Source organism: Geodermatophilus sp. SYSU D01036 (assembly GCF_054050435.1).
In genome coordinates, this window is the sequence record NZ_JBJGZJ010000007.1 from 47891 (window position 1) to 66403 (window position 18513).

Consider the following 18513-nt stretch of genomic DNA (forward strand, 5'->3'; position numbering starts at 1 on the left):
CACACCCACCGGCGGAGGGGAAGCGGAACGTCATCCGCCGTTGGCGGTGCGCGCCCGCCGCAGGTTGCGCCGGACCGTCGCCGGGAGCAGCGCCAGGTTGCCGATCGTCCCCGCGGCGAGCACCACCAGCAGGTAGACCACCCCGCCCGCGTCGAGCACGACGGCCAGCACCACCGCGGCCAGCAGGCACAGCCCGGCCAGGCCGAGGACGACGGAGGCGGCGCGGTCGCGCCCGGCGTGCGCGGCGCGCTGCTCGTCGAGGACGGTGAGGGTGGTGCCGGCCCAGTCGGCCGCCGCCGGGCGCAGCCGCGCGTCGTCCACCGGCCGGCCGCGGGTCACCGCCGTCTGCACGCTGTCGGCCTCGGCGCCGCTCAGCCCGTGCCGGGCGACCACCTCGGCGCGCAGGTCGCGGGTGCCCGGGCCGCGCAGGTCCGCCCAGAACCGGCGGCCGGCGAGCGACCAGGCCAGCAGCGGCAGCACGAGCGCGACGAGGAGCAGGAACACGAGCACGAGGGGCACCCGCCGAGCATGCCGGGCGGGTGCCCCTCCGGGGACGCGGCCACCCCGGACGGGTGTGCCGGACGCTCCCGTGGGGCACGGGGGCGCCGACCCGACCGGGAGGGGGCCGCGTGCACGCACTGGTGACCAACGACGACGGGATCGACAGCCCGGGAGTGCACCTGCTGGCCCGCGTGGCGGCGGAGGCGGGCCTGGAGGTGACGCTGGCCGCGCCCGACCAGGAGTACAGCGGGTCCAGCGCCTCGCTGACCGCGCTGCTGCAGGGGAACCGGCTGGCGGTCCGGGAGCACGCGCCGCCCGGCGGGGGCGCCGTCCGCACCCTGGCCGTCGAGGCCTCCCCCGCGCTCATCGCCTTCGCCGGGGTGCGCGGCGCGTTCGGGCCGCGGCCGGACATCGTGCTCTCCGGCGTCAACCGGGGCCCCAACACCGGGACGGCGGTGCTGCACTCGGGCACCGTGGGCGCCGCGCTGACCGGCGCCACCCACGGGCTGCCGGCCCTGGCGGTGTCCCTGGCCGACACCGCCGACCCGGCCGCGGCGCACGCCTGGGCCACCGCCGAGGAGGTCGCCCGCCGGGCGCTGCGGTGGACCCTCGGGCACGCGCCGGGGCCGGTGGTGGTCAACGTCAACGCCCCCGACGTCCCGCCGGAGCGGCTGCGCGGGCTGTGCCCGGCCCGGCTGGCGACCTTCGGTGCGGTGCAGGTCGAGGTCGGCGAGGCCGGCGAGGACTTCGTGACGCTCACCTTCCACGAGACCCCCGACGGGCCGGTGCCGGGCACCGACGACGCCCTGCTGCAGGAGGGGTGGGCCACCGTGACCCTGCTGCGGCCGCCCGCCGAGGCGCCCGGGGCGGACTACCCGGGGCTCGACGGCGCCTGAGCGAGCAGCGGGCGCAGTTGCTCGTGCGCCCAGGCGGCGAGCGCCGCCGGCGTGGTGGGTCGCCGGTGGGCGTGGTCGCCACGATCGCCGTGCCGGGGGTCTGCTCGCCCCCACGGACGATCCCCCGGTCAGACGGTGCGGTCCTCGTCGTCGAAGGGGACGTCCGCCTCCTGCTCCAGCACGTCGGCCTCGTTCGCGTCGACGTCGCCGACGGGGCGCAGCGGGCCGGCCGAGCCCGGCGCGGTCGACAGCTGCTGCTCGAGCGCGTCGGCCTCGTTCGCGTCGAGGTCGCCGACCGGTCCCGCGTCGCCGGCCCCGGCGGGTTCCGCGGGCTCGAGGAGGGCCTCCTGCTCGGCGCGGTCGGCGTCGGTGGCGGAACCGGGATCGGTCACGTCGTCCTCCCTCGGGTGCGGATCGGGTCGCCGTCCATCCTGCCGCCGGTCCCCGGCCGCGGCAGTCCGGGGACCGGCACCCGGGTGACCAGCAGGTGTCCACCGTGGCAACATCGGGCGGGTGAACGCCGCCGACTGGGAGTACGCGCCGCTGCGGATCCCCCCGGGCACGTCCCGTTCCGCAGCGGCGACCATGTTGAGCCTCCAATCCGACGTCGGCGGGTGGGAGCTGGCCCGCCTCCAGCTACACGCGGACGGCACCCGCAAGGTCGTCCTGCGGCGCCGCGCGCGGCTGTCCTACCTGCCGATGCCGGTCACCTAGCCGGCTCGCAGACGACGCAGGGCGTGCTCCCCGGGGTGGGGAGCACGCCCTGTCGTGTCCTCAGGGGTCGCGTCCTCAGGGGACGAGCACGACCTTGCCGACGGTGCCGCGGTCGGCCAGCGCGGCCAGCGCCTGCGGCGCCCGGTCCAGCGGCAGCACCTGGCCGACGAGCGGGTCGATCGCGCCCGCGGTGACCAGCCGGACCAGCTCGTCGTGGGTCTGCCCGATCACGGCCGGGTCCTTCTTCTTGTACAGGCCCCAGTGCAGGCCGACGACGCTGTAGTTCTTGACCAGCGCGTGGTTGGCCGGCGCCTCGGGGATCCGCCCGCTGGTGAACCCGACGACGACCAGCCGGCCCTCGAAGGCGATGCACTTCCGTGACCTGTCGAACACGTCGCCGCCGACCGGGTCGTAGACGACGTCGGCGCCCTCGCCTCCGGTGAGCTCCTTGACGACGGGGACGAAGTCCTCGGCCGTGTAGTCGACGACGTGGTCGGCGCCGAGCTCGCGGCAGACCTCGACCTTGTGCGCGCCGCCGGCGGTGGCGATCACCTTGGCGCCGGCGGCCTTGCCGAGCTGGATCGCCGCCGAGCCGACGCCGCCGGCGCCGGCGTGCACCAGCAGCCACTCCCCCGCCTGCAGGTGCGCCCGGCGGTGCAGGCCGACGTGCCCGGTCTGGTAGGTCAGGTGGAGGGCGGCGGCCTTCTCGTCGGACAGGCCGTCCGGCACCGGCCAGGCGTCGCGGGCGTTCATCAGCGCGTACTCGGCGAAGGCGCCGGGACCGCCGGCCGGGCCGCCGATGACCCGCCGCCCGTCCTCGGTCTCGCCGCACAGCTCGACGCCGGGCGTGAAGGGCAGCGGCGGGCGCTCCTGGTACCTCCCCTGCGCCATGAGGACGTCGGGGAAGTTCAGCGCCGCCGCGCGGACGCGCACCTTGATCTGGCCCTCGGCCGGGGTCGGCTCCTCGACGTCCTCCAGCCGCATGACCTCCGAGGGGTCGCCGAGCTCGTGTACCCGCCATGCACGCATGCGCCGACCCTGCCAGAGGCCGGGTGACGCCGGTCACCGGCCCCCGGCAAGAGCGGTCAGAGCATGGACGGCGGCCGCAGCGCCTCGGGGACGACGGCGGTCTCGCCGGTCGCGGTCTTCGCGCTGGGCACGCCCTTGAACTTGTAGGGCACGGTGCCGACGCCGGGCTGGATGACGTACGCGGCGCCGGGCTCCCCCGAGGTCCAGGCCATGACCATCGCGTCGGCGACCTCGGCGGCCGGGATGACCGGGAAGTCCGCGGCCTCGAACTCGTGCCGGATGCGGTCGATGATCGCGGTGTCGGCGAAGCCGGGGCAGATCGCGGTGATGGTGATGCCCTCGCGGGTCAGCCGCGGCGCCATCGACCGGACGAACGCGATCGCGCCGCCCTTGGCCACGCTGTAGCCGGGGTCGGTGGGCATCGGCGACAGGCCGGCCAGCGACGCCGTCACCACGATCGCGCCGCCGCCGGCCCGCTTGATCGCCGGGCGCGCGGCCTGCACGCCGTAGACGACGCCGAACAGGTCGATGTCGACCACGCGCATGAACTCGTCGAGGTCGAGGGCGTCGTCGCTCTTGGCGGCGGAGATGCCGGCGTTGAGGTAGGCGGCGTCGAGCCGGCCGTGCTCGGCCTCCACCTGCGCGACGACGGCCTCGTTGGCGGCGCGGTCGGTGACGTCGAGGGCGACGAAGTGCGCGCCGAGCTCCTCGGCCACCGACCGGTTGCGCTCGGAGTCGAGGTCGGCGGCGACGACGGTGACGTCCCGCTCGCGCAGCTTCTGGGTGAGGGCGCGGCCGAAGCCGCCGGTCCCTCCGGTGATCAGCGCGACGGAACCCGGGGCGGGAGGTGTGGGAGAGGTCACCCCGGCATCACACCACGGGCGCCCTCCCGTGACGCCGCCCCTCCCGTCCGTCCCCGCGCCACCGGCCCCTCCGTTCCGTTCCCGCGATCACGGCGCCGTGACGGCGACACGCCGACGTCCGACGGCGTGTCGCCGTCACCGCGCCATGATCGTTGCGGAGTGCCGAGCGTCAGACGCCGCGGAGGAACCGGTCGAGCACCCGGACGCCGAAGCGCAGCGACTCCACCGGCACCCGCTCGTCGATGCCGTGGAACAGCGAGGCGAAGTCGAGGTCGGCGGGCAGCCGCAGCGGGGAGAAGCCGAAGCAGCGCATGCCCAGGCGCTCGAAGCTCTTGGCGTCGGTGCCGCCGCTCATGGTGAACGGCACCGGCCGCGCGCCGTCGTCCTCGGCCGTGAGCGCCTCGGCCATCATGTCGACCAGTGGGCCGTCGAACGTCGTCTCCACGGCCTGGTCGTGGACGATCCACTCGCGCTGGACGCCCTCGCCGACGAGGCTCGCCAGCTGCCGCTCGAACTCCTCCTCCTGGCCGTGCAGGAAGCGGCCGTCGACGGTGGCGCTCGCCGTCCCGGGGATGACGTTCGTCTTGTAGCCGGCGGTGAGCATCGTCGGGTTGGCGGTGTTGCGCAGCGCCGCGCCGATCATCCGGCTGATGCTGCCCAGCCGGGCCAGCGCCTCCTCCGGCTCGTCCGGGTCGATCTCGATGCCGTAGGCCTCCTCGACCGCGGCGAGGAACTGGCGCATCGGCGGGGTGAGCACGGTGGGCAGCCGGGTCGAGCCCAGCCGCGCGACCGCCTGGCACAGCCGGGTGACGGCGTTGTCGTCGTGGACGAACGAGCCGTGCCCGGGCCGGCCACCGGCGGTCAGCCGCATCCACGCCAGCCCCTTCTCCGCGGTCTGGACGAGGTAGAGGCGCAGGTCGTCGCGGACGGTGATGGAGAAGCCGCCGACCTCGCTGATCGCCTCGGAGCAGTCGGCGAACAGGTCGGGGTGCTCGTCGACCAGCCAGCGGGCGCCGAGCCGGCCGCCGGCCTCCTCGTCGGCGACGAAGGCGAGGACGACGTCGCGCGGCGGCTGGACGCCGGTGCGGGCCCACTCGCGCACCAGCGCCAGGACCATGGCGTCCATGTCCTTCATGTCGACGGCGCCGCGGCCCCACACGTAGCCGTCGCGCTCCTCGCCGGAGAACGGGTGCAGGCTCCACTCGGCGGGGTCGGCGGGCACGACGTCGAGGTGCCCGTGGACCAGCAGCGCCGGGCGGCTGCGGTCGGCGCCGGGGATGCGGGCGACGAGGCTGGCCCGCCCGCGCTCGGACTCCAGGATCTGCGAACCGATGCCGACCTCGTCCAGCCTGCCGGCGACCCACTCGGCGGCGACCCGCTCGCCGGCGCTGGTGGCGGTGTCACCGGTGTTGGTCGTGTCGATCCGGATCAGCTCGCTGAGCAGCTCGGCGACCTCGGCCTGGGCCTGGACGGGACCTCGGTTCTCCACCCCGGCGACACTACGGGCCCGCCCCCGCCTCCGATGGGCACGGGACGACCGGGCGATGCGACACGGCGGGGTACCCGTGCCGGGCCGCGCAGGGCGTCGGGTAGTCTTGGCCTCGCACTCGTCCGGGTGGCGGAATGGCAGACGCGCTAGCTTGAGGTGCTAGTGCCCTTTATCGGGCGTGGGGGTTCAAGTCCCCCCTCGGACACCGCACCGCCCCGGTGTTCCTGCAGGTCAGGGACCCGGGGCGCTGTCGTGTCCGGACCCCCAAGGCCCTCGTGACACCGCTGTGATGCTGCGCGGCCCCGGTCAGCCGTCGAGCAGGGCCGCGAAGCGGTCGGCGGCCTCCCGTCCCACGCCGGGGTGGACGTACCGGTAGGCGGTCAGCGTGATGGTGGCGCTGGCGTGCCCCAGGCGCTCGGACACGACCTCCACCGGCACGCGTCGGCGAGCAGCAGCGTGGCGTGCGTGTGCCGGAGATCGTGCAGCCGGATGACCGGTGACTGCTCCTCCCCAAGGCCTCTCTCGCCCGGGCCACCTGGGCGGTGAAGCGGCGGGAGAACCGCTCCGGATGGCGGTGGGTGCCGTCGAGCCCGCTCAGCACCAGCGCGGAGTCCCGCACCGGGCCGGGTGACACCTGCTCACGGACCATCCGGTAGGCACGGAGCGGGGCCACGGTGCCGGCGTCGACGTCGACGACCCGGGAGCGGAGCAGCACCGCGCGACCTGGGCGTTCCTAGGGAGCGAGAGCGAAGTCCGACCTCTCGGTATCCGCCACCAGTGTGGTCTCCCGATTCGGGGTCTCCCGATTCGTCGTGACACCGCATGCGGCGGCTGCGGACACGACGTCCCCGCGAGGAGCGATCCCGGTGGCGTCTGAGAGGCCGGCCGCGAGTCCCACGGCGCCGGTGGCGCTGATCAGGACGACAACGAGGCGACGGAGGAGAGACATGTGCGCACCCTGGCCGCGCACCGCGGAGGATCCGCAGAGCCGCCCCTTCCGCGCGAGGTCCCGGCTCACCGTCGAGCGCCGCTGCGTCCGGGCATCACCGTTCCGTCCTGTGCGGCGCCACGACGATCTCCTCCATGGTCAGTGCGGCGATCTCGTCGTCGTGTCCGGCTGCTGGGGCGAGTGCGTCGGCGGCCATGAGCGCCTCAGCGGCCAGTTGCCGCGCGCCGAGCCTGGTGAACTCGCGCGCCACGGCGTGGAGCCGGTCGACGTCTCGATCGAGCGCGGCGAGGCCGTGGTGCGCCATGGCCGTCGACACAGGGGCGTCGAGCCTGCCTGCCGCGTCCTGCAGCCCGGCGACGGCGTCGTCCGGGCGGCCGAACCGGACCGCGTCGTGGAGGAGCGGAGCCGCGTAGAGGGGAACGTGCCGGATGACCTGGGCGGCGGCACGGATCGCGTGGCGAGCGGCGGCATCCGGCCCGGACGCGCGGAGCAGCAACCAGGCCCGGGCGCGGTCGGCGAGTGCCGTGCTCTTCTGCTCGCTGGCGCGCAGGTCCCGGTCGTAGTGCTCCAACCAACGGTCCCCCTCGGCAGTGTCGCCTGCCATCGCTGCGGTCAGGGCCGCGACGGAGACGGCGAGGGAGTAGACGTTGCTCACGTCCCGACGCCGGAGGAGACGAACCGCCTGCTCGGCGAGCTTCCTCGTCTCGGCGGTCACCGATCCCGTGAGGCACGCGAAGTCCGCCGCGCCGAAGGACCAGACGCCCGCCCAGTCGGGGTGCTCGATCCCAGCCGCAGAACGCTCCGCGTGGGCGGCAGCGTCCCGCACCGCCTGATCGATCCCCCCGTCGAAGGCGCGCACCTGGTACGTGGCCAGTTCCAGCCACTGCAGGAACTGTGGCTGCGGGATCGGGCCGACCGTCAGGGCCTGTCGGGCTCGTCGTGTTGCGGCGAGCGCCGTGGCGTGGGTGCCGGCGAAGGAGGCGGCGAATGCGGCGATGCAGTCGGCTGCGAAGGCGATGTCGACCGGTACGTCCGACGACTGCAGCGCGAGCGCGAGGTCCCGCGCGTCGGCCCACTCCCCGGTGAACCCCTTGAGCTCGGCGCTGGCGACCCGGAGAGCGGGTCCCGAACTCGTGGCCGACAGGCGCTGGTGTGCGCGCTCGATGAGCTGGAAGGCGCTGGGGGCGTCGTTGTCGTAGAGCCGGCCGCGAGCCTGGCTGATCACGATCCCGGCGTCGTCCTCGTCCGAGACGGCCCACTGCGCCGCTTGCCGATAGAAGCCACCGACGATGTCCGTCTGGCCCAGGGCGGCTGCTGTCTCGGCCGCGATCAGGGCGGCCCGGGTGCCGGCACCGGCGTCCAGCGCCGCCTGCGCGAGCCGCAACGCAAGCCGGTGGTCCCCGCCCGCCTGTGCTCGTCGGGCGCCGAGCTCCAGCAGAGACCGGGAGGCGGCGACGCCGCCGTCCAGGCAGAGGACGGCGTGCTGGACCGCAAACCCCTCCGCGAGAGGAGAGTCGGTGAAGGCCCGCGCGAGCCCGGCGGAGACATGTCGGCGTCGCAGCCGGGGCAGGCGGGCCCGCACCACCTCGCCGTAGATGGGATGGGCCGGCAGGACCAGGACTGCGTCCGCTCCCTCCTCGACCCGGACCAGGCCGTGCACCTCGAGCCCCAGGATGGCCTCGGGGGCCGCGACGCGCTCGAGCACCTCCAGCGGAACCGGCTCGGCGGTCGCCACGGCCTCCAGTGCGTCGGCCTCTCCTGGTGCGAGGCCGCGGAGGCGTTCTCCGACGATGTCCAGCAGCCGGTCGGAGGGCCTGAACTCCCTGCCGAAAGTCCATTCGCCGGCATGCCGCTGCAGCGCTCCGGACGACAGCGCACCCGCCAGGAGCTCGCGCAGATACAGCGGGCTCCCGCTGGCCAGGCGGAGGATGCGGCTGCGTGTCCGGGCCTCGGAGGGACCGCCCAGGGCCGCGTCGAGCAACTGGCTCACGTCGGCGTCGGACAGGGGGTCGAGATCGATCCGCTCGATCACCCTGTTCTTCCACAGGTCGACGAGCGGATCGCGGTCCTGCCAGCGCTCCGTCGCGAGCAGGAAGGCGTTCGACGCGCGGACCACCTGGTCGAGCACCGTGATCGTCGCGGGATCGGCGAGGTGCGCGTCGTCGAGGAAGATGATCAGTCGCTCGGGTCCGGTCGTCCTCGCGATGATGCTGCTGACCGTCGCATGGAGCAGGTCGCCCTGCACGAGGCTGGTCTCCCGGCCCGGCCCCGCCGAGGAGACCAGGTGGGCCATGCACCCCAGCGGGATCTCCCGTCCACTGCTGGTCGCCGACAGCCGGATGGTGGGCTGCCCGGCCTCCGACCGCCTGCGGACGAACTCCGCGCACAGCCGTGACTTGCCCACTCCCGGTGGTCCCACCACCACCACCCCGCTGCCACCGGAGGCGAGCAACTCCTCCAGGCGGCACATCTCCGCCCGCCGGCCGAGAAGCTGCCACTCCCCCGAGGTCGCCGGTGTCGGGTCCCGGCCCGTCCGTGGCTCGACGCCGGCGGCGCCGCGCGGGGACAGCTGCGTCGCATCAGGCTGGGAACGCCGCGCCGGAGGCACCTGCGGCCGGACCACAGGGGTGTGTGCCGCCTGGAACTGCGGGTCGTGTCGGAGGATCGCCTGCTGGAGGCGCTGGAGGTCCGCACCCGGGACCACGCCCATCTCGTCGGTGAGGCGCCCGCGCAGCGACTGGTAGACCGACAGCGCAGACACCTGTCGCCCACACCGGTAGAGGGCCAGCATGAGCTGGCCGGTCAGTCGTTCTCGCAGCGGTTCGGCCTCGACCAGGGCGTGGAGCTCTCCCACCAGTGACGCATGTCGGCCGCAGGCCAGGTCCGCCTCGATCCGGTCCTCGACCGCCTGCCACCGGTCCTCGTTCAGCCGGTGGGCGTGGCCGCGCAGTGCCCCCAGGTCGGCCAGGCCCATCAACGCCGGTCCCCGCCACAACGCCAGCGCCTCGCCCAGCAGGTCCGCCGCCTGCCCGGGAGCTCCCTCAGCCAGCGCGCGCCGTCCCGCGCCGGCCAGCTCTCCGAACCGCTGTGCATCGACTTGTCCCCCGCTGATCTGCAGGAGGTAGCCCGGTCCCTGGGTCAGCAGGACGTGCCACTGCTCGGAGCCTGTCGCCTCTGCAGCGTCGTCCGGACGCCGGGCGCCGGTCGGCTCCATGGCGGCCCGCAACTGGGCGATGTAGGTGCGGAGGACGGCCGGCGCGGTCCGCGGCGGCCGCCCGTTCCAGCCCTCCTCGATCAACTGCTCCTGGGGGACGACCCGGCCGGCGTGCACGGTGAGCAGGGCGAGGATCGCCTGCGGGCGCAGGCCTCCCAACCGGACGACGCGCCCGTCCCGGAGGACCTGCAGCGGACCCAGGATCCGCACCTGCAGGTCGACCGGTTCTGCGTCCCGTGCCACGTGCGGCTCCCCCGGACCGCGGATCAGGCACCACCACGACCGCGCGCGACCCGCCGCACGACCTCGGGTCCTGAACCCGTCCTGTGCACTTCCTCTGCGTGCGGTCAGGAGGCTAGTGGCGCTGGAGGACGAGGGAAACGCACAACCGGACCGGGAGGGCACCGTGACGACCCGAGTGCTGTACGCGGGGATCTTCGCTCTGCTGCTGCTCGTCGCATTGACGCTGGTCGCCGTCCTGCTCACCGTCCCCGGTGAGCACCCCTCGCCCGGGGCCGACCTCGCCTTCTGCCAGCCTGGCGAGGTCCGTGAGGACTGCTACCCGGTCGAAGCCTGAGGTGGTGCGCCCGCACGGACGAGGCTCGTCGAGGCCACTCCGGCGCCCGGAGGTGACGGTGGTCGGCGTCGGTGGTCCGACCTGCTCCTGATCGTCCGGTCGCATCGGGGCTCACGTTGCCGAGGGCAACACGGCCCGTGGACCGACACCGACCTCGGCCTCCACCTCGGCCCGGACGCCTGGCGTCCCTGGACGGCCGGCCGGACCGCGACGCCGGGCCGGCACGGGCTGCGCGTGCGCTGCCGGACCGCTGCAGGCCAGAGGCAGTGAGGAGACCGTCACGACGCCGTATCCGGAGGGGTCCGCGGCGTCCACGCCGTTCCTGTCCACCTCGTCGGCAGTCCGGTCGGGCCGTCGGTCCGACGACTGACCGCCGGGGCCACGATCCGCCTGCGCCGGGCCGCGAAGACCACGGCGGCGTGGTGGAGCCGGGACACAGCGGGCCGGACGGTCGGCTCGCGCGGAGCGCCCCTGACCGCGGCTGTCCCGTGAGCCAGGCCGATGCGGGATCGCGTCGTCAGGCGCCGACGTCCGGCCGGTCGCTGGCGAGAGGCGCGAGTCAGCCGGGGAGCGCAGGTCCGCGGTCCGTCGCGTCCTCGAACGGGCCCAGCTCTCCGGAACATCATGTCCTGCTCGGGAGCTCCCGCGTCGATCAAGTTGACCACAGCAGTGTTGTGCCTCACCATTTCGTCATCGGTACACCCGGCCTGAGCACCGACCACGGACGTTCGCAGGCGGCACCCGGTCCCCTGCGCGACCAGGGGGATCCATGTCGTCCCAGCACACCAGCGCCCGCCCGCACTCGGCCGGTCCGCCGTCGTTGACCGTGCAGGTCGACCTGGTCGCCGGTCGCCGGTCGCCTGAGCGTGGCCGGCCGTCTCGAGCGCCGCAGCACCCACCTGCTCGCCGCGGCGGTCACCACCCTGCTGGTCGCCGGTCCCCGGCAGTGGCACCTGGACCTGGCGGGGGTCACCGCGGTCGACACCGCCGGTCTCCGGGCGCTCGGAACCGCCTACCGCCGTGCGGTGCGCCACGACCGGCAGTTGATCGTGCACCGTCCTGCACCGGACCTGCAGCGCGCGCTGCGCCGGTTGCGGCTGGACCGGCACGTGCTGGTGCCCGAGCCGATCGCGCCCGCCGCCTGACCGTCGGCGCCGCTCCGTCCGGAGGCGGTGAGGGGCTGGGCTCCCGAGGAGTGGCGGGTCGGCGTGGCTCCCGCTGAGACCCCGCCGGAGTACGGTTCCGCTCACCATGATCGGCAGCCCGCGCCGGATCGCTGCGCTCGTCGCCGCTGTGGTCCTCGCGCTCACCACGGTGCTGGCCGTGCTGGCCGGCCAGGTCAACGCCCGCGCCGAGGCCGACCTGCTGCACCGCCAGGTCGCCCAGGCCGGCGCCGTGCTGACCACCCAGATCGCGGTGCTGACCACCCAACTGTCCGACGCCGGGCAGATCGCCACCGCCACCGACGCCGATCCCGACGCCTTCCAGCGCTTCGCCGCCGCCCGGGTCGCCGACTCGGAGGGCATGTCGCTGTCGCTGTGGCGCATCGGCGACGACGGGCGGACCGAGCTGCTGTCGGTGCAGGGGCCGGACCCGGTCGCCCCCGACGGTGACGGGTTCACCGCGTTCCTCACCGGCGTGCCCGCCGACGGCACGCTGGCGGTCACCGGGATCCTCCCCGGCGAGCCGGCCCGGCTGGGCTACGCGCTGCGCCCGGCCGGCGACGCCACCGGGCTGGTCGTCTACGCGGAGTCGCTGCTACCGCCGGATCGGCGCATCCAGGTGCCGCCGTCGGACGACGCGTTCGGCGGCCTGGACTTCGGCGTCTACCTCGGCCGCGGCACACACACCGAGGACCTGCTGTACTCCACCGGGCCGGTGCCGATCGGCGGGAACACCGAGAGCACCTCGGTGCCCTTCGGCGACACCGCGATCACCGTCGTCGGCGCCTCCCCGATCAGCCTGACCGGCGCGCTGTCCTCGGCGCTGCCGTGGATCGTCCTCGGCGTCGGCGCCGCACTGGCCACCGCCGCGGCCGCCACGGCAGCCACCATCGCGCGGCGGCGCGCGGAGGCCGAGCGGCTGGCGGAGGAGAACGAGCGGCTCTACCGGCAGCAGCGGAGCATCGCCGGCACCCTGCAGCACGCGCTGCTGCCCGCGGTCCCCCCGCTTCACGGGCTGGAGGTCGCGGCCCGCTACGTCGCCGGCGTCGACGAGCTGGACGTCGGCGGCGACTGGTACGACGTCATCGCCCGCGGGCCCGGGTGGTGCGTGTTCGTCGTCGGTGACATCTCCGGCCGTGGGCTGCCGGCGGCCACCACGATGGTCGAGCTGCGCTTCGCGGTGCGCGCCTACCTCGCGCAGGGCGACGACATCACCGTCGTGCTGGCCAAGCTGCGCCGGCTGCTCGACGTCGGCACCGACCACCGCTTCGCCACCGTGCTCATCGGCGAACTCGACACCGGCACCGGGCGGCTGCGGCTGGTCTGCGCCGGACACTTCCCCCCCGTACTTCTCGCCGGCGGCTCCGCCCGCTCACTGGCGGTGCCCATCACCCCGCCGATCGGCGTGGACGACCCCGCCCCGCCGCCAGCGGCCGAGGTGCGCGTGCCACCCGCCGGCACGCTGCTGGCGTTCACCGACGGGCTCGTCGAGCGCCGCGGCGAGGTCATCGACACCGGCCTGGACCGGCTGCGCACCGCCACCGCCGCCCTCGACGGCCAGCCGCTGCCGCAGGCCCTCGACGACCTGGTGGAGGCGCTCACCGCCGACGGCGGGAAGGACGACACCGTGCTGCTGGGGATGCGATGGACGAGATGACCGGCACCCCCCAGGCCCGGCTCGACGTGGTCGAGGCCGACGACGGCGCCCCGCTGCTGGTGCGCCTGGGCGGCGAGCTGGACCTGGCCGGTGTCGAGGACATCCGCCCGGCCCTGGACGAGCTGCTGCGCCGTCACGCCCAGCCGGTGCGCATCGACGCCGCCGAGCTGACCTTCGCCGACTCGTCGGGGGTGGCGGTGCTGCTGCGCATCGCCAACCACTTCGCCCCGGTCGAGACCGTGCACGCCACCCCCGTGGTGCGCCGCGTACTGCAGGTCCTCGGCCTCGGCGGCCGGCTGGGGCTGCGCGAGGAGGCCTGAGCATGGCCCGCCGCACCTTTCCCGCGGTGGCCGCCTCGGTGCCCGCGGCCCGCCGCTTCGCCACCGAGGCCGTCGCGCACCTACCCGGACAGCTCGGCCAGACGGTCGCCGTGCTGGTCTCCGAACTGGCCACCAACGCCGTGCGCCACGCCGGCGGCTCCCCGTTCGCCGTCGACGTCGACGCCGCCGACGGGCGACTGTGGGTGGGGATCACCGACACCGGCACCGGTCAGCCGATCCCCCGCTCCCCGGCGATCACCGACGAACACGGCCGCGGCCTGCACCTGGTCGCCGCCCTCGCCGACCGCTGGGGCGCCCACCGCCGCCGGGACACCGGCGCCAAGACCGTGTGGTTCGAGCTGACCGTCCTCCCCGACCGACCGGACGAATCCGGGACCGGCACCCACCCCGCCATCCTCCCGGCCTGACCGCTCCGCACGGGAGGTTCCCGCTGGGTGCACCCGAGCGCCCCGCCGCCCCGGATCTCCCGCTGATCCGCTGTGGTTCCTCGAAGGGCGCCCTCCGGTCCGAGGGCGCCGCGGCGAGCCGGCGCGGTGCGACTCGCAGTGCGGCGAGGTCGCGGCCCGCGCCCGAGCAGACAATCCTGTGCCGTATCCCACATCCCGTGAGGAGTTGGTGCCGGTGCAGTCGGACACGACTGTCGTACGGGTCCTGGTGCTGGAAGAGCAGGAGGTGGCGCGCCGCGGCGTGATCCGGGTGCTCACCGACGACCCGGGCCTGTCGGTCGTCGCCGAGGCGTCCTCGGTCGCCGAAGCGGTGGCCCGGGGCCGGGCCGTGCGCCCCGACGTCGCCGTGGTCGGCATGCGGCTGCCCGACGGCACCGGAGCGGACGCCTGCGCACGGTTGCAGGCGGACGTTCCTGGCGTGCGGTGCCTCGTGCTCAGCCAGTACGTCGACCCGGACACGGTGGCGGCGGCCCGGCGGGCGGGGGTGTCGGGATACCTGGTCAAGCACGTGCGCGGCCCGGCCCTGGCGGCCGCCGTCCGCCGGGTGGCCGCCGGGGGCACCGTGTTCGCCCGGGAGGTCACGGCAGTGCTCTCGCCCGGAGCCGGCGCCCGGCGGCGGGATCCGCTGGCCGGTCTCACGGCACGGGAACGCGCCGTGCTGCGGCTGATCGGTGAAGGGCTCAGCAACCGCCAGATCGGCGAGCGCCTCGGCCTGGCGGAGAAGACGGTGAAGAACTACGTCAGCCACCTGCTGCCCAAGCTCGGCCTGGAGCGCCGCACCCAGGCCGCCGTCCTGGCCACCCGGATGCGGGATCACGAGGCCGCCGGGGGCCGGCCGCTCGCACCCCGATGTCTCCCGTGACCTGGGTTCGGGAGCACGCCGCTGCGCAGCGTGCTCGCGCTCTCCCGGTGGCGGGCGGCTGAAGGGGATCGACTGCACGGACCTCCACCTCGTCGATCCTGAGTCGATCCTGACGGGGTGCCCCGTCGACGTCTTCGGGGCGCGATGCGTCACGGGAGCCGGTCTTCGACGACCACCGTGGCGCCGACCGATGGCTCTGGACGCCGACCGAGCTGCCGGCTGGTCGGACACCCGGCCGCACGGCGCCGCGGCCGGCTGTGGATGGCCGTCGGCATGCTCCTGCCCACCCTCGAGGCACAGCCTCTCGGCGCTTGCGGTGCTGCGTGGCTCCGCCTCCGCGGCCGGGCAACCGGCCGACGACGTCACCGACGACCTGGTCGAACTGGACCGCGAAGTGCGGGAACAGCGCTGGCAGTGCGCATCCGGAGCAACGGTGCGGCGTGGGCGGATCAGCTGGACCCGTGGCTGGAGTGCTCGCAGTGGGCGGCGGAAGACCTGGGGATGTCGAGGGCGGGGTTGCGGTCGAAGAAGCCGAACGGCGCGAGGGTGAAGCCACACGAGTCGACCGGCATCACAGGCCACTCCTCAGGCCGCGGGAAGTGGACCATCCCGAAGGTGTGCCACACGACCACGTCCTGCTCCTCGAGCGGCCGGTCGCCGGCGACGAACTCCGGCAACCCACCGGCCCCGGCGTGCTGGTTGACCAGGTCCCCGGCGGGGTGCCGCTGGGCAGGGTCGTACTGCGTGACCCACAGGTGCTTCGTGGCGAACCTGGCCCGCTCGTGGATCGACGAGGACTCGTCGGCCAGCAGGACCGGCTTGCCCTCCGGGACCAGGACGTAGCCGACCGGCTGCCCGAGTCGGTTGGTCACCGACGGATTGACCACCTGCCACACCCGGTCGACCGACGGATCGGCCATCCGTTGTGCCTCCGACTCCCGGGCCAGCAGCGTCATCCGGCGGCGGAACGCGTTGCCGTGGGGATTGACGTCACCCACCGCCTCGGGGACGGCGTCCACCTCGTAGACCGAGTTGGCCGCCCCGTCGACGGCCATGTCCAGCCGCGCGGAGAACAGGTGCTGGTGGAACGGGGCGCCCAGCCCGGGGGCGACCTCGGTCGCGAAGGGATGGTCGGCCCCTCGGTAGGAGCTGGTCCAGAGGATGCCGGTCGCCTTCACCTCGACCTGGATCCGTCCGTCCAGGTAGAGGTACCAGTAGAAGCCGTAGTCGTAGTTCCCGACCGTGGTGACGAAGCTGATCACCAGTCGGCGCTGCCGCCGCGTCTCGGCCATGTCGAACCACACGTCGCTGTGCTTCCAGAGCAGCCCGAAGTCCTCCTCGTGCATGCAGATCGCGTTGCGGATCACCCGCGGGTGGCCCATCTCGTCCGCCAGCGTCGCGTCGAAGTAGTGGATCTCGCCGAGGCAGTCGCAACCCAGCTCGAGGCTGTTGGCGAACCGGCCGAAGAGGTACTCGCCGCCATCGAAGTAGTTCTGCCAGTAGCGAGCCGGTGCGGGGTCGGCGTAGGGCACGACCATCTCGGCGATCGATGCCCGGTAGATCACCGAGCGGCCGTCATGCGTGAGCTGGTGGAGGGAGAGTCCCTCGCGGGCGTCGAAGCCGATCCGGAACCGCCACCCGGCCCAGCTGACCTCGTCATCGACGACGAGGAAGCTCGGGCCCTCGGGCTGGGTGATCTCGATCGGCTTGATGTCGGTCCTCGGTTCCCCAGCATGCGGCGGGCCGTCCCAGCGGCCGCGCTCGGACGGCACCGGGAGGTCGAGGAGGTCGTGGACCGCGGTCACCACTCCCGCGGTGAGGTCGATGACGCCGACCAAGCCGTCGACCGGGTGGGCGAACGGGTTCTCCTGCGGATCAGGCTGGTGGAAGGGAAGCACGCGGACGAGCCGCCGGCCGACCTCGTCGGGGAGGTCGTACGCGCCCGCGGACATCGGCGCGCAACGGACCTCCGCAACGGCCAGCCCCCGCCGGGCCAGTGCCTCAGCCCAGCGCTCGTCGGCGGCCACGATCCCGTCGAGCTCCACGAACTCCTCGACGAGGAGGGGCAACTGCCCCTCGGTGGCCGCGTCGATCTCGACGTCACCGGCGATGCCGCTCCTCGTCAGAGAGACCGACAGGTCGCGGGCGACCCCGGTGGCACGGTCGAGCAATAGGACGCGCACCCGCCGGTCCACCTCCGCACCGGGCCGCCAGCCGAGCACGTCGCCCTTGTTCGGCTCCTCGAGCCCGACGTGGACGAAGCGGGTGCTGGGGGTGAGCAGGCCGGCGTCCGCGATGAGGTCCCGGACCTTCTCGATCTCCGCCGCGGTCAGCCGCGTCAGTGGGTGGCGGACAACGGTGGCCCGGGCGGATGTCGCGGTCATCGGGAACTCCTCGCGCGGGATGCCCACGCTTCTCCGGTCCGCGGCCACGGGTCAACCGGCTCCAGCCCCAGGAGGTCGGGTTTCCGGGTCAGCTCACATCCCGAGCCTCTCGCGTACGCACCGTGCTCCTGTCCCCGGCGCCAACCCGTGGTCGCCACTCCGGAGGGCGCTGGCAGCCTGGCCGCTTCCTCACCCACGCCCAGGCGGCTGCACTCGACCGCCCGACGCTGAGGTGACGCAGCCGGCGCTCATCACGTCGTGGTCGCCCTGCCGCCGACCGACACGGTGGCTCTGCCCGCGCCTCCCTCACTGGAGCAGACACGAGATCCAGTGCAACACACCTCATGCACCTCAGGTTCGATGGGTCTCGCCCGCCATCGACGGGGTTCGCGCCGCCGCCGGGAAGGCTCTACCTCTTGCTGCCCGGCTCCCCCGGTCGAGGCTCTGTTGAGTGGGTGCCTCCCGGCGGCGGTTCCAGTCCGGGCAGTTGACGCTCGACAGAGGCGTGGGGACGCGACTGGTGGTCCCTTGAGGGTCGGCGGCGCCGCCGTGGTGGTGATTGCCGACGCGGAGTCGGACCGGACCGGTGCGACCATGCCCCGCCGCATCGCCCCAGCTCCACCGCTGGCCCGCTCCACGCAGCCGGCTCTGCCTCGCCTGACCGCAGCCGCTGTCACGGCAACTCCGGCCCACACCCCTGCTGCTCCCCTGTCGCCGGTCCGGTCCGCCGGCCCGCGACCGAAGGCCGCCGGCACGCTGCCCGGCAGCGGGGCGTTCGGCGGCAGCGCCCCGTCAGCGGCCGAGCCCGGCGAGCTGTACCTCAACACCGACCGGGGAAGGCGCCTCGTTGTCGACCGATGCTGCCCCGTCGACGACCTCACCCCCGAGCTCAGCCGTCCGGGCCCGCAGGGCCGCCTCGGCCCCCCTTCGATCCGCGCGTCACCACGCTGCGACCGTCCGCGGCCGGGCAACGCGGAAGTGCGCCCGGCTGTGCCGACCACCACTGATAGCCGGGTTGCGGATACCCCCGGGGGTATTCATGATGGAGTGCGTGGACATCCCCCAGGGCGAGCTCGCCGACGTCGTCAAGCGCCTCCGCCGGATCGAGGGGCAGATCGGCGGCATCGTGAAGATGATCGAGGACGGCCGGGACTGCTCGGCCGTGGTCACCCAGCTGGCAGCGGCGTCGAAGGCGCTGAGCAAGGCCGGCTTCGCGGTCATCTCCACCGGGATGCGCCACTGCTCGACCACCGAGGACGGCGAGGCCCGCGAGGTCGACCTGCGCGAGCTCGAGCGCCTGTTCCTGACCCTCGCCTGACCATCGCCACCGGAGCGGCCACGACGTCGCCGGCCTCGCCGGCGGCATGGCCGCCTGGACCGCCGACGGCCGGCCGGTCACCACCCGCTGACCGCTCTCCCGTGTCACCC

General features: G+C 74.2%; 16 protein-coding genes and 1 tRNA gene. 10 read left to right on the forward strand and 7 right to left on the reverse strand.

Features of this window, described 5'->3' with window-relative positions; translation table 11 throughout:
- Window positions 1-30: 30 nt before the first annotated feature.
- A complete protein-coding gene (locus ACI8AR_RS09595) occupies window positions 31-519 on the reverse strand; it encodes a hypothetical protein (protein ID WP_457050807.1) in 489 nt (162 codons plus the stop codon).
- A gap of 110 nt (window positions 520-629) precedes the next feature.
- Between ACI8AR_RS09595 and surE the strand changes: the two genes are divergently transcribed.
- The gene (gene surE, locus ACI8AR_RS09600) at window positions 630-1397 is read left to right on the forward strand and encodes a 5'/3'-nucleotidase SurE (protein ID WP_457050808.1); all 768 of its coding nucleotides are present in this window, start codon (window positions 630-632) and stop codon (window positions 1395-1397) included.
- A 128-nt stretch (window positions 1398-1525) separates the two neighbouring features.
- Here surE and ACI8AR_RS09605 read toward each other — a convergent pair whose 3' ends face one another.
- On the reverse strand, window positions 1526-1789 hold the full coding sequence (locus ACI8AR_RS09605; RefSeq protein ID WP_457050809.1) for a hypothetical protein: 264 nt from the start codon (window positions 1787-1789) through the stop codon (window positions 1526-1528).
- 121 nt (window positions 1790-1910) lie between these two features.
- Between ACI8AR_RS09605 and ACI8AR_RS09610 the strand changes: the two genes are divergently transcribed.
- Window positions 1911-2111 carry a DUF5703 family protein gene (locus ACI8AR_RS09610; protein WP_387989578.1) on the forward strand — a complete coding sequence of 67 codons (201 nt, stop codon included), beginning with the start codon at window positions 1911-1913 and terminating at the stop codon, window positions 2109-2111.
- 75 nt (window positions 2112-2186) lie between these two features.
- Here ACI8AR_RS09610 and ACI8AR_RS09615 read toward each other — a convergent pair whose 3' ends face one another.
- The 3 genes from ACI8AR_RS09615 to ACI8AR_RS09625 form a co-directional block, all read right to left on the reverse strand.
- Window positions 2187-3140 carry an NADPH:quinone oxidoreductase family protein gene (locus ACI8AR_RS09615; protein WP_457050810.1) on the reverse strand — a complete coding sequence of 318 codons (954 nt, stop codon included), beginning with the start codon at window positions 3138-3140 and terminating at the stop codon, window positions 2187-2189.
- A 56-nt stretch (window positions 3141-3196) separates the two neighbouring features.
- The gene (locus ACI8AR_RS09620) at window positions 3197-4003 is read right to left on the reverse strand and encodes an SDR family oxidoreductase (RefSeq protein WP_457050811.1); all 807 of its coding nucleotides are present in this window, start codon (window positions 4001-4003) and stop codon (window positions 3197-3199) included.
- 169 nt (window positions 4004-4172) lie between these two features.
- Window positions 4173-5492, reverse strand: a complete 1320-nt coding sequence (locus tag ACI8AR_RS09625; protein WP_457050812.1) for a M20/M25/M40 family metallo-hydrolase — start codon at window positions 5490-5492, stop codon at window positions 4173-4175.
- A gap of 120 nt (window positions 5493-5612) precedes the next feature.
- Here ACI8AR_RS09625 and ACI8AR_RS09630 point away from each other — a divergent pair.
- Window positions 5613-5697 (forward strand) — tRNA-Leu (locus ACI8AR_RS09630).
- An 838-nt stretch (window positions 5698-6535) separates the two neighbouring features.
- Here the strand turns inward: ACI8AR_RS09630 and ACI8AR_RS09635 are convergent.
- The gene (locus ACI8AR_RS09635) at window positions 6536-9898 is read right to left on the reverse strand and encodes a BTAD domain-containing putative transcriptional regulator (RefSeq protein ID WP_457050813.1); all 3363 of its coding nucleotides are present in this window, start codon (window positions 9896-9898) and stop codon (window positions 6536-6538) included.
- Between the two features lie 163 nt (window positions 9899-10061).
- Between ACI8AR_RS09635 and ACI8AR_RS09640 the strand changes: the two genes are divergently transcribed.
- From ACI8AR_RS09640 to ACI8AR_RS09665, 6 genes are all read left to right on the forward strand, one after another.
- Window positions 10062-10232 (forward strand): hypothetical protein, encoded by a 171-nt coding sequence (locus tag ACI8AR_RS09640; RefSeq protein WP_457050814.1) that lies wholly within the window; start codon window positions 10062-10064, stop codon window positions 10230-10232.
- 866 nt (window positions 10233-11098) lie between these two features.
- Complete coding sequence (locus ACI8AR_RS09645; protein ID WP_457050815.1) at window positions 11099-11377, forward strand: STAS domain-containing protein; 279 nt, start codon at window positions 11099-11101, stop codon at window positions 11375-11377.
- A gap of 106 nt (window positions 11378-11483) precedes the next feature.
- Window positions 11484-13052 (forward strand): PP2C family protein-serine/threonine phosphatase, encoded by a 1569-nt coding sequence (locus ACI8AR_RS09650; RefSeq protein WP_457050816.1) that lies wholly within the window; start codon window positions 11484-11486, stop codon window positions 13050-13052.
- Window positions 13049-13372, forward strand: coding sequence for an STAS domain-containing protein (locus tag ACI8AR_RS09655; protein ID WP_457050817.1), 324 nt, complete (start codon window positions 13049-13051; stop codon window positions 13370-13372). Before ACI8AR_RS09650 ends, ACI8AR_RS09655 begins: the two co-directional genes overlap by 4 nt.
- A 2-nt stretch (window positions 13373-13374) precedes the next feature.
- Complete coding sequence (locus ACI8AR_RS09660; RefSeq protein WP_457050818.1) at window positions 13375-13800, forward strand: ATP-binding protein; 426 nt, start codon at window positions 13375-13377, stop codon at window positions 13798-13800.
- Between the two features lie 214 nt (window positions 13801-14014).
- Entirely contained in the window at window positions 14015-14701 is a 687-nt protein-coding gene (locus tag ACI8AR_RS09665) for a LuxR C-terminal-related transcriptional regulator (protein ID WP_457050819.1), read from the forward strand.
- A gap of 449 nt (window positions 14702-15150) precedes the next feature.
- Here the strand turns inward: ACI8AR_RS09665 and ACI8AR_RS09670 are convergent, their stop codons facing one another.
- A complete protein-coding gene (locus tag ACI8AR_RS09670; protein ID WP_457050820.1) occupies window positions 15151-17085 on the reverse strand; it encodes a primary-amine oxidase in 1935 nt (644 codons plus the stop codon).
- Window positions 17086-18127: 1042 nt separating this feature from the next.
- Here ACI8AR_RS09670 and ACI8AR_RS09675 point away from each other — a divergent pair.
- Entirely contained in the window at window positions 18128-18403 is a 276-nt protein-coding gene (locus ACI8AR_RS09675; protein WP_457050821.1) for a metal-sensitive transcriptional regulator, read from the forward strand.
- Window positions 18404-18513: the final 110 nt, after the last annotated feature.

Coding starts and splice junctions, on each gene's coding strand:
- ACI8AR_RS09615 (WP_457050810.1), bottom strand. CDS start 3,140: ATGCGTGCATGGCGGGTACACGAGCTCGGCGACCCCTCGGAGGTCATG.
- ACI8AR_RS09650 (WP_457050816.1), top strand. CDS start 11,484: ATGATCGGCAGCCCGCGCCGGATCGCTGCGCTCGTCGCCGCTGTGGTC.
- ACI8AR_RS09655 (WP_457050817.1), top strand. CDS start 13,049: ATGACCGGCACCCCCCAGGCCCGGCTCGACGTGGTCGAGGCCGACGAC.
- ACI8AR_RS09660 (WP_457050818.1), top strand. CDS start 13,375: ATGGCCCGCCGCACCTTTCCCGCGGTGGCCGCCTCGGTGCCCGCGGCC.
- ACI8AR_RS09670 (WP_457050820.1), bottom strand. CDS start 17,085: ATGACCGCGACATCCGCCCGGGCCACCGTTGTCCGCCACCCACTGACG.
- ACI8AR_RS09675 (WP_457050821.1), top strand. CDS start 18,128: ATGGAGTGCGTGGACATCCCCCAGGGCGAGCTCGCCGACGTCGTCAAG.